13 protein-coding genes and 1 pseudogene are annotated in these 15,076 nt (G+C 73.8%); 5 read left to right on the top strand and 9 right to left on the bottom strand.

Annotated features, from left to right (window positions below; translation table 11 throughout):
* Both AC2CJA_RS14130 and AC2CJA_RS14135 read left to right on the top strand, forming a co-directional pair.
* The coding region (locus tag AC2CJA_RS14130; RefSeq protein WP_484603050.1) for a metallophosphoesterase at positions 1-811 on the top strand (811 nt) is incomplete at its 5' end.
* A gap of 231 nt (positions 812-1,042) precedes the next feature.
* Positions 1,043-1,183: a hypothetical protein gene (locus AC2CJA_RS14135; RefSeq protein WP_484603051.1), complete on the top strand. Its 141-nt coding sequence runs from the start codon at positions 1,043-1,045 to the stop codon at positions 1,181-1,183.
* 135 nt (positions 1,184-1,318) lie between these two features.
* Here AC2CJA_RS14135 and AC2CJA_RS14140 read toward each other — a convergent pair whose 3' ends face one another.
* The 5 genes from AC2CJA_RS14140 to AC2CJA_RS14160 form a co-directional block, all read right to left on the bottom strand.
* Positions 1,319-2,089 carry a succinate dehydrogenase iron-sulfur subunit gene (locus AC2CJA_RS14140; RefSeq protein ID WP_484603052.1) on the bottom strand — a complete coding sequence of 257 codons (771 nt, stop codon included), beginning with the start codon at positions 2,087-2,089 and terminating at the stop codon, positions 1,319-1,321.
* Entirely contained in the window at positions 2,089-3,843 is a 1,755-nt protein-coding gene (gene sdhA / locus AC2CJA_RS14145; RefSeq protein WP_484603053.1) for a succinate dehydrogenase flavoprotein subunit, read from the bottom strand. The genes AC2CJA_RS14140 and sdhA overlap by 1 nt, the downstream gene beginning before the upstream one ends.
* Before the next feature lie 24 nt (positions 3,844-3,867).
* Positions 3,868-4,302 (bottom strand): succinate dehydrogenase hydrophobic membrane anchor subunit, encoded by a 435-nt coding sequence (locus tag AC2CJA_RS14150; protein WP_093661579.1) that lies wholly within the window; start codon positions 4,300-4,302, stop codon positions 3,868-3,870.
* 4 nt (positions 4,303-4,306) lie between these two features.
* Positions 4,307-4,687 (bottom strand): succinate dehydrogenase, cytochrome b556 subunit, encoded by a 381-nt coding sequence (gene sdhC / locus AC2CJA_RS14155; protein WP_093661581.1) that lies wholly within the window; start codon positions 4,685-4,687, stop codon positions 4,307-4,309.
* A 136-nt stretch (positions 4,688-4,823) separates the two neighbouring features.
* Positions 4,824-5,468 carry a 2-oxo-4-hydroxy-4-carboxy-5-ureidoimidazoline decarboxylase gene (locus AC2CJA_RS14160; protein WP_484603054.1) on the bottom strand — a complete coding sequence of 215 codons (645 nt, stop codon included), beginning with the start codon at positions 5,466-5,468 and terminating at the stop codon, positions 4,824-4,826.
* A gap of 240 nt (positions 5,469-5,708) precedes the next feature.
* Here AC2CJA_RS14160 and AC2CJA_RS14165 point away from each other — a divergent pair, with 240 nt between their 5' ends.
* On the top strand, positions 5,709-7,334 hold the full coding sequence (locus AC2CJA_RS14165; protein WP_484603055.1) for a beta-N-acetylhexosaminidase: 1,626 nt from the start codon (positions 5,709-5,711) through the stop codon (positions 7,332-7,334).
* Positions 7,335-7,364: 30 nt separating this feature from the next.
* Here the strand turns inward: AC2CJA_RS14165 and AC2CJA_RS14170 are convergent, their stop codons facing one another.
* Genes AC2CJA_RS14170 through AC2CJA_RS14185 form a run of 4 tightly spaced genes read right to left on the bottom strand, consistent with a single transcriptional unit; the run spans position 7,365 to position 12,903 of the window.
* Positions 7,365-8,273, bottom strand: coding sequence for an ABC transporter permease (locus AC2CJA_RS14170; RefSeq protein ID WP_484603056.1), 909 nt, complete (start codon positions 8,271-8,273; stop codon positions 7,365-7,367).
* Positions 8,270-10,993, bottom strand: coding sequence for an alpha/beta fold hydrolase (locus tag AC2CJA_RS14175; protein ID WP_484603057.1), 2,724 nt, complete (start codon positions 10,991-10,993; stop codon positions 8,270-8,272). Before AC2CJA_RS14175 ends, AC2CJA_RS14170 begins: the two co-directional genes overlap by 4 nt.
* 51 nt (positions 10,994-11,044) lie before the next feature.
* A complete protein-coding gene (locus AC2CJA_RS14180) occupies positions 11,045-12,238 on the bottom strand; it encodes a hypothetical protein (protein ID WP_484603058.1) in 1,194 nt (397 codons plus the stop codon).
* Positions 12,239-12,273: 35 nt separating this feature from the next.
* Positions 12,274-12,903: an RNA polymerase sigma factor gene (locus AC2CJA_RS14185; protein ID WP_484603059.1), complete on the bottom strand. Its 630-nt coding sequence runs from the start codon at positions 12,901-12,903 to the stop codon at positions 12,274-12,276.
* A 1,007-nt stretch (positions 12,904-13,910) separates the two neighbouring features.
* Here AC2CJA_RS14185 and AC2CJA_RS14190 point away from each other — a divergent pair.
* Both AC2CJA_RS14190 and AC2CJA_RS14195 read left to right on the top strand, forming a co-directional pair.
* Positions 13,911-14,555, top strand: coding sequence for an RNA polymerase sigma factor (locus tag AC2CJA_RS14190; protein WP_484603060.1), 645 nt, complete (start codon positions 13,911-13,913; stop codon positions 14,553-14,555).
* Positions 14,552-15,076: pseudogene (locus AC2CJA_RS14195) on the top strand (hypothetical protein); the annotation flags it as partial. The gene AC2CJA_RS14190 and the pseudogene AC2CJA_RS14195, both read left to right, overlap by 4 nt.

The following is a 15,076-nucleotide window of genomic DNA, read 5'->3' on the forward strand; positions in this document are numbered from 1 at the left end:
GTTCGTGGCCCGCACGGTGGCCGCGGCCGCGGGCGTAGCCGCGGCCGGGACGGTCCGCTACGGCACGTACGGCGTGATGCGCGGCCCGAAGCTCAAGCGCGTCACCGTCCCCCTGGCCAAGCTGCCCAGGGCCGCCCACGGCTACCGCATCGCCGTCGTCAGCGACATCCACCTCGGTCCCGTCCTGGGCCGCGCCCACACCCAGCGGATCGTGGACACCATCAACCGGGCCGACGCCGACATGGTCGCCGTCGTCGGCGACCTGGTGGACGGCACCGTCGCCGAGCTCGGCAGCGCCGCCGAACCGCTGGCCCGGCTCCGCTCGCGCGACGGCTCGTACTTCGTCACCGGCAACCACGAGTACTTCGGCGACGCGGACGAGTGGATCGACCACGTCCGTGAGCTGGGCCTTCAGCCGCTGGAGAACGCCCGCCGCGAGCTGCGCCACTTCGACCTGGCCGGCGTCAACGACCTCGCGGGCGAGAGGGAGGGCCAGGGCCCGGACTTCGCCCGGGCCCTCGGCGACCGCGACGCCTCCCGTGCGGTGGTCCTCATGGCCCACCAGCCGGTCATGATCCACGACGCGGTGGACCACGGCGTCGACCTCCAGCTCTCCGGCCACACCCACGGCGGCCAGATGTGGCCCGCCACCTACCTCGCCGGCCTGGCCAACCCCACCCTCGCCGGCCTGGAGCGCTACGGCGACACCCAGCTCTACGTCAGCCGCGGCGCGGGCGCCTGGGGCCCGCCGGTGCGGGTGGGCGCCGAATCCGACATCACCGTCGTCGAACTCGCCTCCGAGCAGGCCTGACACCTCTGCGCCGCGCCCGACTTCCCCTGTCCGGGCACGTGACGGGAACTCTCCGAGCGCGCGGTCCGTGTCCTCCCCCGGACGAGCCGTGCCCGGCGCGGGTGACGGTTCGGAGAGCCGGTGCCCGGCCGGGATGGTGCGTGCCGGACCGGCGGCATAACGGCCGGCGCACCGCACCTGACCGCTGCGGTCACTCGCGAGGGCGGGTGGTCCGTGGCACGCTGCCTCCAGGTGGAGGTCACATCCCGGGGCGAGACCGTCGAGGAGCCCCCGGAGAACCCGCGCGAGGCGCTGGAAGCCTGCTTCGAGGACGCTCCCGCGCCCGAGGTCACCGACGTGATCACCGCTCCTGTCGAGGTGCGCGTCGCATGAGTGCGGTCGGAGCCCGGCGCCGTCTCCCGGTTCCGAGGCGGCGTATACGTGAGGGCCCGCACCCTTCAAGGGTGCGGGCCCTCACCGCTTCTCCGGGCCCCGGGCCACCCGTGGCGGGCGGCCCGGAGGGGGATGTCAGTAGCGGCGCGTGATCAGCGCCCGCTTGACCTCCTGGATGGCCTTGGTGACCTCGATGCCGCGCGGGCAGGCCTCCGTGCAGTTGAAGGTGGTGCGGCAGCGCCAGACGCCCTCGCGGTCGTTGAGGATCTCCAGACGCTGCTCACCGCCCTCGTCGCGGGAGTCGAAGATGAAGCGGTGCGCGTTGACGATCGCCGCCGGGCCGAAGTACTGGCCGTCGTTCCAGAACACCGGGCACGAGGAGGTGCACGCGGCGCACAGGATGCACTTGGTGGTGTCGTCGAAGCGCTCGCGGTCCTCGGCGGACTGCAGGCGCTCGCGGGTCGGCTCGTTGCCCTTGGTGATCAGGAAGGGCATCACGTCGCGGTAGGCCTGGAAGAACGGCTCCATGTCGACCACCAGGTCCTTGAGGACCGTGAGCCCCTTTATCGGCTCGATCGTGATCGGCTTCTCCGGGCTGATGTCCTTGATCAGCGTCTTGCACGCCAGCCGGTTGCGGCCGTTGATGCGCATCGCGTCGGAGCCGCAGATGCCGTGCGCGCAGGAGCGCCGGAAGGTCAGCGTGCCGTCGACCTCCCACTTGATCTTGTGGAGGGCGTCCAGGACGCGCTCCTTGGGGTCGATCTCCAGCTCGAAGTCCTGCCAGGTGACCTCGTCGGAGACCTCCGGGTTGAAGCGGCGGATCCGGAAGGTCGCGGTGATGTAGGGGGAGTCCGCGGCCGTGCCGTCGGCACCGGCCTGGGACTTCTCCATGACGGGAGTGGCCATCAGTACTTACGCTCCATCGGCTGGTAGCGGGTCTGCACGACCGGCTTGTAGTCCAGCCGGATCGACTCGGTGCCGTCGGCGCCCACCTCGCGGTACGCCATGGTGTGGCGCATGAAGTTGACGTCGTCGCGGTTGGGGTGGTCCTCGCGGTAGTGGCCGCCGCGGGACTCCTTGCGGGCCAGCGCGGAGACGGCCGTCACCTCGGCCAGGTCGAGCAGGTTGCCCAGCTCGATGGCCTCCAGCAGGTCGGTGTTGAAGCGCTTGCCCTTGTCCTGGACGGACACGTTCCTGTACCGCTCGCGCAGGGAGGCGATCTCCTCGACGGCCTCCTTGAGCGTCTGCTCGGTGCGGAAGACCATGACGTTCTTGTCCATGGTCTCCTGGAGCGCCTTGCGGATCTCGGTGACCCGCTCGGTGCCCTCCGAGGAGCGCAGCGCCTCGACCTGGCCCCGGACGAACGCGGCCGGGTCCTCCGGCAGGTCCACGTAGCCGGCGGTCGAGGCGTACTCGGCGGCGGCGATGCCCGCCCGGCGGCCGAAGACGTTGATGTCCAGCAGCGAGTTGGTGCCCAGGCGGTTGGCGCCGTGCACGGACACGCAGGCGACCTCGCCGGCCGCGTACAGGCCCGGCACCACCGTGGTGTTGTCGGCCAGCACCTCGCCCTGGACGTTGGTCGGGATACCGCCCATCGCGTAGTGCGCGGTCGGCTGGATCGGGATCGGGTCGGTGTACGGCTCGATGCCCAGGTAGGTGCGCGCGAACTCGGTGATGTCCGGCAGCTTGGCGTCGAGCTGCTCCGGCGGCAGGTGGGTGAGGTCCAGGAAGACGTGGTCGCCCTCGGGGCCGCAGCCGCGGCCCTCGCGGATCTCGGTGTAGATCGAGCGGGAGACGACGTCGCGCGAGGCCAGGTCCTTCATGACGGGCGCGTACTTCTCCATGAAGCGCTCGCCGTCCTTGTTGCGCAGGATGCCGCCCTCGCCGCGGGCGCCCTCGGTGAGCAGGATGCCCATGCGCCAGATGCCGGTCGGGTGGAACTGGAAGAACTCCATGTCCTCCAGCGGCAGGCCCCGGCGGAACGCGGCGGCCTGGCCGTCGCCGGTCAGGGTGTGCGCGTTGGAGGAGACCTTGAAGAACTTGCCGTTCCCGCCCGAGGCGAAGACGACCGCCTTGGCCTGGAAGACGTGGATCTCGCCGGTGGCCAGCTCGTAGGCGACGACGCCGGCGGTGCGCCTGACCCCGTCGACCTCGCTCATCAGCAGGTCCAGGACGTAGAACTCGTTGTAGAACTCCACGCCCTCCTTGACGCAGTTCTGGTACAGCGTCTGGAGGATCATGTGACCGGTGCGGTCCGCGGCGTAGCAGGACCGGCGCACCGGGGCCTCGCCGTGGTTGCGGGAGTGGCCGCCGAAGCGGCGCTGGTCGATGGTGCCGTCCGGGGTCCGGTTGAACGGCAGGCCCATCTTCTCCAGGTCGAGGACGGCGTCGATGGCCTCCTTCGCCAGGATCTCGGCGGCGTCCTGGTCGACCAGGTAGTCACCGCCCTTGACCGTGTCGAAGGTGTGCCACTCCCAGTTGTCCTCCTCGACGTTCGCGAGGGCCGCGGCCATGCCGCCCTGGGCCGCGCCGGTGTGGGAGCGGGTGGGGTAGAGCTTGGTCAGCACCGCGGTGCGGCTGCGCTTGGTCGCCTCGATGGCGGCGCGCATCCCGGCGCCTCCGGCGCCGACGATGACGGTGTCGTACTTGTGGGTCTTCATGATGAAAGCGCCTCAGCCCCGGCTCTAGCGGATGTTCGGGTCGAAGGTGAAGATCACCAGCGTGCCCAGCAGGACGGTGAACACCGTGGCGGTGTACAGCAGCATCTTCAGCCAGAAGCGGGTGCCGTCACGCTCGGCGTAGTCGTTGATGACGGTCCGCAGACCGTTGGCGCCGTGGAGCATCGCCAGCCACAGCATCAGCAGGTCCCAGGTCATCCAGAAGGGCGAGGCCCAGCGACCGGCCACGAAGGCAAAGTTGATCTTGCTGACGCCGCCGTCCAGGACGAGCTGGATCAGCAGGTGGCCGATCACCAGCACGACCAGCACGATGCCGGACAGCCGCATGAACAGCCAGGCGTGCATCTCGAAGTTGCCGGGCGTGAACTTCCTGGGCGTCCGGCTGGTGCGAGCCCGGGGCGGCTCGATGACGGGGGCGGGGTTGTCTACGTCGTAGGCCATGTCGTCAGCTCCCGAACAGCTCGCTCACGGCGTGCCCGAGGACCGGGTACAGCGCCCCGATCATCAGCACGATCCAGATGCCCATGACGGTCCACAGCATCTGGCGCTGGTACTTGGTGCCCTTCGACCAGAAGTCGACGGCGACGACCCGAAGGCCGTTGAGCGCGTGGAAGAGGATGGCGGCCACGAGGCCGTACTCCAGCAGCGCGACGATGGGCGTCTTGTAGACCGCCACGGTGTCGTCGTAGGCCTCGGGGGAGACGCGGACGAGCGACGTGTCCAGGACGTGCACGAACAGGAAGAAGAAGATGAGGACGCCGGTGACTCGGTGAGCCACCCAGGACCACATGCCTTCCCGGCCGCGGTACAGCGTTCCAGCCGGCACGGAAATACCCTCCGGGAGCGGTTTACGGGGCCGGCCGGCTTCGGTGTCGGTCTGGCCCGGCCGGGTACGGTCCACCGGCCGATGGCCATGGTAACGACGTCCTGTCGGTACGGTTCCCCCGGGGGGTCAGATGTGATCAATCAGGCACGGACGGGCTAGGAGCCCCGCGGAGTGCCGTGGTACCGGCCGGGGCCGGTGCGCGGGCCCCTGGTTCGGCGGGGCGGGGCGGCTGCCGGGGCGGGTCCGGGGGCGTGCCCTCCCGGGCCAGCCGCAGCAGCCGGCCGCGTGCGACGCGGCGCAGCTCCTCGGCGGCCACGGCGCGCTCCTGTTCGGCCTCGTTGCCCAGCCGGGTGCGGATCGCGGTGAGGACGTGGCCGAGCGCCTCCTCCTCGCGCACCCCGTCCACGCACAGCACGAAGGCGTGGCCGAAACGGCTCTCGTACGCGGCGTGGGCGGCGCGCAGGGCGGTGTGCGCGGCGAGCGCGCCGGGGCCGGTGATGGCGATGTGCCGCCCGCCGTACAGCGGGCCGCCGTGCCCGGCTCCGGCGGCGGGCTCCCGGGCCAGGGCCTCGGACAGATCCTCGTCGGTGAGGTCGTAGCTGGCCTCGTCGGCGGCGGCGAGCAGCGCCTCCACGTCCGGGTAGGGCCGGTGGCCGGCGATGTTCTCCGCCCACCTCCGGCTGCCGCAGCAGGCGAGCAGGGAGCTTCGGAGGTCGTCGGGGGAGGCGTTGTTGAGGCGGTGGAGCGGCGTTGCCTCGCTTCGCTGAGGGGGCAGGCGCATGGGCTCCTCGGGCGCGGGGAGACGTCGGGACGTCGCGGGACACGGGAGTGCGGGTGACGGAGGTGGCCGGTGTGGCCAGGGTTGCCTGGGTCGCCGGAGTGATCGTGCGCGGAAGATGACGCCACGGTAACGACAAGAGGGGGGAAGCGGTCGGCGGGGAGATTCTTTTCACCCGGACGAGATGAGTCCCGGGCGCATGATTGACGGACAAGGATTGGAAAGGGGCAATACGGTCACCTCATGGGACGCAGGCGCAGACGCAACCCCCGCAGGAAGACCGCCGCCGTCACGGCCGTGGCGGGAGCGGCCGCCGCCGTCACGGCCGTCACACTCCTCGTACTGCCGGACGGCACGGGCGACGGCGGGGAACCGGACGAGGGCACCCGCAGGACCCCGGACGTGCCCGCCGCCACCCTGCCCGCCGCTCCCGCCACCGTCCCCGCCGTACGCCGGTGGGCACCCGAGCCCGGCGTCGGCTGGCAGCCCGCCCCCGGCACCCGCGTCGTGGCCGACCCCGGCGGGCCGCTCGCCGACGAGGCCGAGCTGCTCGCCGGGGAGCTGGACGTGGAGCACTCCGGCGGGCCGGCCGGGCCCGGCGACATCGAGCTGAGGCTGGACTCCGCCAACTCCGACAAGGGGTACGGAGGCCGCGAGGGATACATGCTGAGAGCCGACACCGGCCGGGTCACCGTCACCGGCCGCACCGACGCCGGCGTCTTCTACGGCACCCGCACCCTCCTGCAGGCCCTCCGCGGCGGCGGCTCGATCCCCCGCGGCACCGTCCGCGACTGGCCCGACCGCCCGCAGCGCGGCTTCATGCTCGACATCGCCCGCAAGCACTTCGGCGCGGAGTGGATCGAGGACCGCATCCGCGAGATGGGCGACCTCAAGCTCAACCAGCTCCAGCTCCACCTCTCCGACGACCAGGCCTTCCGCGTCGAGAGCGACTCCCACCCCGAGGTCGTCTCCGACCCCCACCTCACCAAGGACGAACTGCGCCGGATCGTCGAACTGGCCAACTCCCGGCACATCACCGTCATCCCCGAGATCGACTCGCCCGGCCACCTCGGCGCGGTGCTCGACGCCCACCCCGAGCTCCGGCTCCGCGACACCGACGGCGATCCGGCGCCCGGCGCGATCGACATCTCCGACCCTCGCTCGGCGCGCCTGGTGGACGACCTGCTGCGCGAGTACGCGCCCCTCTTCCGCGACCAGCCGGGCTCCGGTCCCTACTGGCACCTGGGCGGCGACGAGTACCGGGCACTGACGCGCTCCGACCCCGAGGCCGCCTACCCGGAGCTGGCCGGGACCGCCCGCCGCGAGCACGGGCCCCGGGCCCGGGTGCGGGACCTGGCGGCGGCCTGGCTCAACGACCGCGCCGAGACCGTGCGCGAGGCGGGCTTCACACCCCAGGTGTGGAACGACGGACAGCACGCCGGCGGGGTCGTCGAACCGAGCCGCCCCCGGCAGGTCGCCTACTGGACGGGCAAGGAGATCGGCGCCCGGCCGCCCGGGGAGTACCTGCGCGAGGGCTGGGAGGTGGTCAACCTCAACGACGAGTACCTCTACTACGTCCTCGGCGAGCCCAACGAGTTCACCTACCCGACCGGGGAGCGGATCTACGAGGAGTGGACCCCGGCCGTGCTGCGCGGCACCGAGCCCGAGCCGGCGGAGCTGACCGGGCCGGACCGCGTGGTGGGCGGGCGGCTGGCCGTCTGGTGCGACCTGTCGGGCGCGCAGACGACGGCCGAGGTCGCCCGGGGGGTGCGCATGCCGCTGCGGGCCGTGGCGCAGAAGCTGTGGGACCCCTCCCCACCCGCCCTGGAGTGGGAGGACTTCCGGGCCCTGTCGGACCGGGTGACGTAGGGGAGAGGGCCGTACCGTCCGGCAGGCGGCTCACGAGACGACGTCCTTGGCGCGGAAGTGGCGGAAGGCCAGGGCGAACAGCACCAGCGCGTATGCCACGGACACCGACGCGCCCCGCAGCATCCCGCCCGTCTCCAGCTCCGGCTGGAAGACGTCCGCCCAGGCGAACTGCCAGTGCGCGGGCAGCAGCTCCCGCCAGTCGCCCAGCGCCGTGACCGCGTCCAGGATGTTGCCCACGATCGTCAGCCCGATCGCGCCGCCGACCGCGCCCAGCGGCGCGTCGGTGACCGTGGACAGCCAGAACGCCAGCCCGGCCGTCACCAGCTGGCCCACGAAGACGTACGCCACCGCCAGCGCCAGCCGGCCCAGCGCCTCGCCCGCCGGCAGTGTGCCGCCGGTGGGCAGTTCCAGCGGGCCCCAGCCGTACGCCGCCGATCCCGCGGCCAGCGCCACCAGCGGCAGCAGCGCCATCGCCGCCGCGCTGAACGCCAGCGCCACCGCCAGTTTGCTCAGCAGCAGCTTCGAGCGCGGCACGGGGGCCGCCAGCAGATAGCGCAGCGAGGACCAGCTCGCCTCGGAGGCCACCGTGTCGCCGCAGAACAGCGCCACCGGCACCACCAGCAGGAAGCCGGCGGAGACGAACAGCGCCATGGCGGCGAAGTTCGGCCCGGAGGCGGTGGCGGTGTCCATCAGGTTGATGCGCCGGCCGCCGCGCTCGGGCTCGCCGCCGATCGCGAAGGCCGCGATCAGCACCAGCGGCAGCGCGGCCAGCACCAGGCCGGTCACCAGGGTGCGGCGGCGCCGCAGCTGGCGCACCGCCTCCACCCGCAGCGGCAGGGTGCGCCGCGGGTGGTAGCCGGGCGCCGCGCCCGAGGGGTCCGCACCGGACGGGCCCGGCACGGGCGCGGCGGGGGGAGGAATAGGGGCGGTGGCGGTCATCGGGACTCCCCTCCGATCAGGGTGAGGAAGGCGTCCTCCAGGCGACGGTGCGGCCCGGCGCGCTCCACCGGCACCTCCAGCCGCAGGAGCTCGGTCAGCAGCTGCGTGGTGGTGGCGCCGTCGAGCCGCACCAGCAGCCCCTCGTCGACGGCGACGGCCGAACCCACGCCGGGCAGGGCCGCCACCTTCTCCGGCAGCGCTTCCGGAAGCGGGCCCCGCACCCCGACGAGCACGGTGTCGCCGGAGCCGGTGATCTCCTCCACCGGCCCCGCCCGCACCAGCTCGCCGCGGTCCATGACCACCAGATGCGTACAGGTCTGCTCGACCTCGGCCAGCAGGTGGCTGGAGACGATCACGGTACGGCCGGCCGCCGCGTAGCGGATCATCACGTCCCGCATCTCCCGGATCTGGGGCGGGTCCAGACCGTTGGTCGGCTCGTCCAGGATCAGCAGGTCCGGCAGGCCCAGCATGGCCTGGGCGATCGCCAGCCGCTGCCGCATGCCCTGGGAGTAAGTTCGCACCGCGCGCTCCAGGGCGTCGCCGAGCCCGGCGATCTCCAGCGCCTCCTCGGTGCGGGCGTCCTCCTCGGGACGGCCGGTGGCCCGCCAGTACAGCTCCAGGTTGGCCCGGCCCGACAGGTGCGGCAGGAAGCCGGCGCCCTCGACGAACGAGCCGACCCGCGACAGCACGGGCGCGCCGGGCCGGATCACCCGGCCGAAGACCCTGATCTCACCGCTGTCGGGTGTGATCAGGCCCATCAGCATCCGCAGGGTGGTGGTCTTGCCGGCGCCGTTGGGGCCGAGCAGGCCGAGTACCTGGCCGCGCTCCACCCGGAAGGACAGGTCGCGCACCGCGTAGCGGTCGGCCGAGCCCGCGTACCGCTTGGACAGGCCGGTGATCTCCAGTGGGACGTCCTCGGGTGCGGAGCCCGCCCGCGGCACGGCGGCGGGCCCGGCAGGCGCGGTCCCGCGGCGGCGACCGGTCAGCAGCAGCACCGCCGCCACGGCCGCGCCGGCCGACGGCATGCCCCACACCCACCACGGGGTGCCGGCCGCCGGGGCGGCCAGGCCGGGCGCGGTCGGAACGCTCAGCCCGCCCCCCGCGAGGGAGACGGTGTAGGCGGCGGGCTCGACCGGCGAGGCGTAGGCCAGATCGGTGGCGGAGAACACCACCCGCATGCGGTGCCCGGTCTCGAAGCGGTGATCGATCGCCGGCAGCCGCACCTCCACGTCCCGGCCCTCCCCGGCCCCGGTGACCCGCAGCGGCGCCACCAGCTGGGAGGGCAGCACCTGGCGTCCGTCGGGGCCCACGTCGTAGACCTTGGCGAACAGCACCGCCTCCCCGGACGTGGAGGCGACCTCCACGCGTACCGAGGGAGCGCCGGTGACCTGAACGGCCTCGGTCAGTGGCGCCGACTCGAAGCGGGCGTGCTGGCCGGGGTAGTCCACCGACAGGCCGACCCCCAGGTCCGACAGCCCGCCCACGGCGCTCAGGCCGGGGACGGCGGAGACGGCGGGCGGGCCGCCGCCGGCCGGGTTGGCGAAGGTCTGCCCGCGCCCCCGCAGCTCCACGGTCCGTCCGCCGGAGGCCAGGCCGGGGTAGCGCTCGGCTGTGGCGGCCCGCAGCCGGGTCTCGCCGTCGGTGGTGTCCATGCCGCCGGCGCGGGTGACGCGGAAGGCCGGGCCGGTGTCCACGCCCTCCTCGCCCTTGAGGTGGCGGTCGAACCAGGCGCGGGTGCGGTCGTCCAGCCGCTCGTCCTCGGACGGGCCGCCGTCGTGACCGCCCGCGATCCACTCCACCGCCACCGGCGCGCCGTTGGAGCGGATCGCCTTCGCCATGGCGTCGGCGTGGCCGAGCGGGAAGAGCGAGTCGGAGCGGCCCTGGACGATCAGCGCCGGTACGTCGATGCGGTCGGCGACGGCCGCCGGGCTGCGCTCGCGCAGCAGCTCGCGCGCCTCCTCGTCCGGTTCCCCGGCGACGGCGACCCGCTCGTACATCGCGCACAGTTCCGTGGTGAACCGGCCGCAGCCCGCCCGCTCGGAGGCCGGCCCGGCCGTGGGGGCGCCGCTGCCCGAGACGGTGGAGCCGGTGGTGAAGAAGATCCCGGTCCACAGCTCCTTGAAGACGCCGTCCGGGAAGAGGGCCTGGGACAGGTCCCAGTAGGTGATGCGCGGGGCGACGGCGTCGACCCGCTCGTCGTACCCGGCGGCCAGCAGCGAGACCGCGCCGCCGTAGGAGGCGCCGGCCACGCCCACCCTGGGGTCGCCCTCGCCGTCGAGGCGGACCTCGGGCCGTTTCGCCAGCCAGTCGATCAGGGCGCTGACGTCGGCGACCTCCCGGTCGGGGTCGTTCAGCCCGATCCGGCCGGTGGAGGCGCCGAAGCCGCGGGCCGACCAGGTCAGCACCGCGTACCCGGAGCGGGCCAGCTCCTCGGCCTGGTCGCGCAGTTCGGCCTTGCTGCCGCCGAAGCCGTGGCCCAGCAGGACCGCGGGGCGGCGGGCTTCGGGGTCGCCGGCGGTGAAGTAGGAGGTGTCGATCCGGACGGTGTTCCCGCCGTCCCCGGCCTCCGGTGATGCGGGCAGGGTGAGCTTCCGCTCGGTGTGGTGCACGGCGGGGGCGTCGTCCGGAAGGGCCGCCCACACACCGCCCCCCACGAGGGCGGCGACGGCGGCCACCGCCGCGAGCAGCCGTCCGCGGGGCCTGGGCAGTCGCAGATCCATGGCCCGACCCTACGTCGGCGCCCGCCCGGCCTGCGGGGCGCCCCGGCGGGGTCAGTGGACGGCGCCCCCCTGCGGGGCGGGCGCGGGGCGGGCCCGTACCGCTTCGGCCCGGGCACCGCCGTTGCCGTTGCCCCGGCCGCCGGCGTTCCCGTTGCCCGGGTTGCCCGCGCCGCCGCCGTTGCCGTTGCCGCCGCCGGAGTTGGCGTTGCCGTTCCCGCCGCCGCTGTTGGCGTTCTCCTGACCGCCGCCGCTGTTGCCGTTGCCCGGGCGGGCGTTGCCCTGACCGGCGTTGCCCTGACCGGCGTTGCCCTGACCGGCGGCGTTCCCGTTGCCCGGGTTGCCCGGGTTGCCCGGGTTGCCCGCGCCGTTGCCGTTGCCGCCGCCGCTGTTGCCGTTGCCGTTCCCGCCGCCGGAGTTGGCGTTCTCCCGGCCGTTGCCGGTGTTGCCGGTGCTATCGGTGTTGCCGGGGGCCTGGCCGGGCTGGTCCGGGGTGTCCGGCGCCGCGCTGTTCCCGCCACCGCCGTCGCCGCTGCCGGGGTTACCGCCGCCCCAGCCGCCTTCGGCGGGGGACGGCCGCGCCGCCGGGCTCTCCAGGACCGCGTCGCAGTACGCGGCGACCCGGTCGCTTCCGCCCGCGGCGGTGACCAGCCGCTTCCGCTCGGCGCCGTCCGGGACGCCCGCGTCCCGCTGCTGGGCCCGGCACAGCGCGACGATCCACGACGGCGCCTCCGAGGGCGGCACGGCTCCGGGAGCGGAGCCGCCGGAGCGCGGCCAGGCCGGGCCGGCCTCCCCGGTCGTGGGGGCCTTCGGGGAGGCGGGGCGGGAAGGGGCCGAGACGGTGTCCGGTGCCCGGGAGACTCCGCTCCCGGAGTCGGGGCCGTCGCCGTGCAGGAACGGGACCCCGCCGGAGGCCACGGCCACCCCGCTGCCGAGGAGGGCGGCCGCAGCCACGCCGAGCGCGCCCGTACGCGTCCGGCCCAGACGCCGCGCCAGCCGGGCGAGACGTCCCCGCGGACCGGCCGCCGGAGCCGCGGCGGCCGCCCGCCCGTCGCGAGCCGCCCGGAAGGCGGCCAGGGCCTCCTCCTCGCCCTTGAGCACACCGGAGCCCGGCGGCGGCACCGCGGCGTCGAGGAGTGCCGCGAGGGCACGCAGGCCGTCGTCCGACGGCATGTCACCCGAGCCCCGCGGGCCGGGAGCCGGCCGGGAGCCCTCCGCGATCAGTCGGCGCAGCGTGGCCTCGGTCACCCGGGCGCTTTCCTCCCCGTCCCGCATCGGGTCGTTCACCTCCGTACCGCCGTTGCCTCGGGCCGTTCCACCAGCCGGGCCAGTTTCCTCAGACCGCGTGACAGCGCCATCGCCACCGCACCCGGCCGCTTGCCGAGGATCTCGGCCGTGCTCTTGGTGTCAAGGTCCAGAACCACCCTCAGAAGTACCGCCTCGGCCTGTGGAACGGGCAGGGTGCCGATGAGGGAGACGATCTCACGTGTCGACAGTTCCGCCCCGGCGACCTCCGCCGCGTCCGGGGCGGCCTCACCGCCGGGGGCGCCGGACGCGCGTGGCTCGGGCAGTTCGTCGGTCGGTACGGCGATCTCCTGCACACGCCGCTTTCTGCGGCGCAGGACGTCCCGGGCCCGGTTCCGTGTGACGGCCAGGGCGAAACGGCGGAAGGAGGCGCCGTCCCCCTCGAAACGCAGCACGTCCCGGGCTATCTGTAACCACGTCTCGGCCACGACGTCCTCCGCGTCCTGGCCGACGATGACGGCCGCGTAGCGCAGGAGCTCGGGGTTGAGGCAGCGGTAGACGGCGCGGAAGGCGGTCTCGTCGCCCCGTCGCACGCCGAGAACCGCAGCGTTCAGATCCCCGGTGTGCTCCGGATGGAGCCGGTTGCCGCCGTCCGCCGCATCACTCACGAAAGGGATCCTTCCACGCTCCCGCGCGGCGCGTCGACACACCGCCCCCCACGGGCGGATCCCGCGTGGGGGACGGTGCGGCGCGAGCGTGGACGCCCCTGCGCCGCACGGGAGAAGGCGGAAGGGGGTCCGGTCCCTTCCCGTGCGGGCCGTGGCCTCCCGGCCCTCCTCGCCCTCGGGCACGTGGATGTCCGGATCCGGTTCCTGCCACGGTGTCCACCGGCCGGTCTCGGCGTCGCGGGTGCGCACTTCGGCCCGGCCGCCGATATCCGCCGTCGCCCGGGGCCGGGAGATGTCCGGCGGACTGAACGGCCCGGTGTCGCGGCGGGTCACGCCGCCGTGCCCCTCGACCCCGGTCCTCAGGTTCACGGAGTACACCCTGACCGGCGACGCGGCCACGGGGCTCCCCTCGTCCCCGGGCGGACCGGCCACGGCGACGGCACCCGGGGCCAGCCGGGTCCGTCTCCTCGGACTCGATGTTCTGTGCGTTCGTTTTCCTCGCGGACCCAAGTCCCGCCCCTTGTCATCCGGATCGCTCATCCGGAGACTCGCTCGCCCCGCGTCTGTCACGGGACCCTTCGGTAAGCGCTCACCGTAGAGGAGATGTCACTCTGGGGAACACGCGGGTGCTCAACCGTTGCGGTGCGGGCCGCGACCGGGCCGGAAACGCGAAGACGGCCGGGGTCGCCACCCCCCACAGGAGAGACCCCGGCCGTCGTCGAGTGCGGACCGCCGCGCCGAGCGAGGTCCGTCACACTCCTCAGCGCCGGGCGGCCGAAAACTGTTACTCCCCGCCCGCACACTCCCTCCGCTTCTTCTCCGTCACCCGTCCCCGTGTCCTCCTCGCCTTCAACTCGGTAACTACCGATCCGTCCGCATGGACGGGAGCGCACCCTAGGTCGTAGCGTTCTGCTTCACATCGACGCAGATCGAAGCATCACGGCGGGACCGCGCCCGGCCAGGGGCACGGGCGAGCGCTACATCGCGAAGTGGGGCAGGACTAAGGCGTGCAGGGGGAAGACGCGGAACTCACCGCAGCGGTGCGGGCGGCGCGGGAGGGGGACGAATGCGCCTTCCGCACCGTCTACCGCGCCGTGCACCCCCGCCTGCTGGGGTACGTGCGGACGCTGGTCCCGGACGCGGACGCGGAGGACGTCGCCTCCGAGGCGTGGCTGCAGATCGCCCGGGACATCGGCCGGTTCGACGGGGACGCCGACCGCTTCCGCGGCTGGACGGCGCGGATCGCCCGTAACCGCGCGCTCGACCACATCCGGGCGCGCGGGCGGCGGCCCGTCTCCAGCCCGGTCGACGACGACAACGAACTGGCGGTGCTGCCCGCCGGATCCGACACCTTCGACGAGGCCCTGGAATCGATCGGCACCGGTCACACCATGGCACTGATATCCCGGCTGCCGCGCGACCAGGCCGAGGCCGTCGTACTCCGGGTCGTCGTCGGCCTCGACGCCAAGGGAGCCGCGCGGGTGCTGGGCAAGAGACCGGGCGCGGTCCGCACCGCCGCGCACCGGGGCCTGCGGAAGCTGGCCGAACTGCTGGAGGGGGAGGAGGGACCCGGCGACGGGGCGCCCGCACCCAAGGCCGGAGCCGCACGGAGTGTGACGGAAAAGGCCGGGCGGACGCTGAGGGAAACGTGAGGGCCGACGACCGGTACAGCTGGCTGGACGAGGAAGCCGCGGAGCGTCTGCTGCGCGGCCGGTCGGCCCACTCCTCGCCGTCCGCGGACGAACCGGGGGGATCGGCGCTGGCCGGGGCTCTCGACGGACTCGCCGCCGTCCCCGCGACCACTGCGGCCACAGCCGGTCGTGCCGCCGTGCCCGGCGCGCGTGACGACGGTGAGCTGCCCGGAGAGGCCGCCGCGCTGGCGGCCTTCCGGGCAGCCCGGGCACGGTCCGGGGCCGATGACGGGGTCAGAGCCGGTGCCGGAACCCCCGGGCGCCGCTGCCGCCTGCGGTCACTCGGCCGCCCTCTGCGGGTGGGTGTCGCCGCGCTGGCGCTCGGCGGGGTGCTCGGCGGGGCCGCCATCGCGGTCGGCAGCGGGATGCTGCCCGCGCCGTTCAGGGAAGGACAGGTCTCGCCCGCCCCGGCGGCGAGCGTGACGGCCGGGGCGGGCGGGCTCCTCTCGCCGCCGGTCGGCACCGCCGGCTCCCTCTCCGGC

Source organism: Streptomyces sp. ATLC9 (genome assembly GCF_057196705.1).

Excerpts from the sequence above, each read along its gene's own strand:
- AC2CJA_RS14150 (WP_093661579.1), bottom strand. The coding sequence starts at position 4,302 with ATGGCCTACGACGTAGACAACCCCGCCCCCGTCATCGAGCCGCCCCGG.
- sdhA (WP_484603053.1), bottom strand. The coding sequence starts at position 3,843 with ATGAAGACCCACAAGTACGACACCGTCATCGTCGGCGCCGGAGGCGCC.
- AC2CJA_RS14165 (WP_484603055.1), top strand. The coding sequence starts at position 5,709 with ATGGGACGCAGGCGCAGACGCAACCCCCGCAGGAAGACCGCCGCCGTC.
- AC2CJA_RS14160 (WP_484603054.1), bottom strand. The coding sequence starts at position 5,468 with ATGCGCCTGCCCCCTCAGCGAAGCGAGGCAACGCCGCTCCACCGCCTC.
- AC2CJA_RS14170 (WP_484603056.1), bottom strand. The coding sequence starts at position 8,273 with ATGACCGCCACCGCCCCTATTCCTCCCCCCGCCGCGCCCGTGCCGGGC.
- AC2CJA_RS14140 (WP_484603052.1), bottom strand. The coding sequence starts at position 2,089 with ATGGCCACTCCCGTCATGGAGAAGTCCCAGGCCGGTGCCGACGGCACG.
- AC2CJA_RS14175 (WP_484603057.1), bottom strand. The coding sequence starts at position 10,993 with ATGGATCTGCGACTGCCCAGGCCCCGCGGACGGCTGCTCGCGGCGGTG.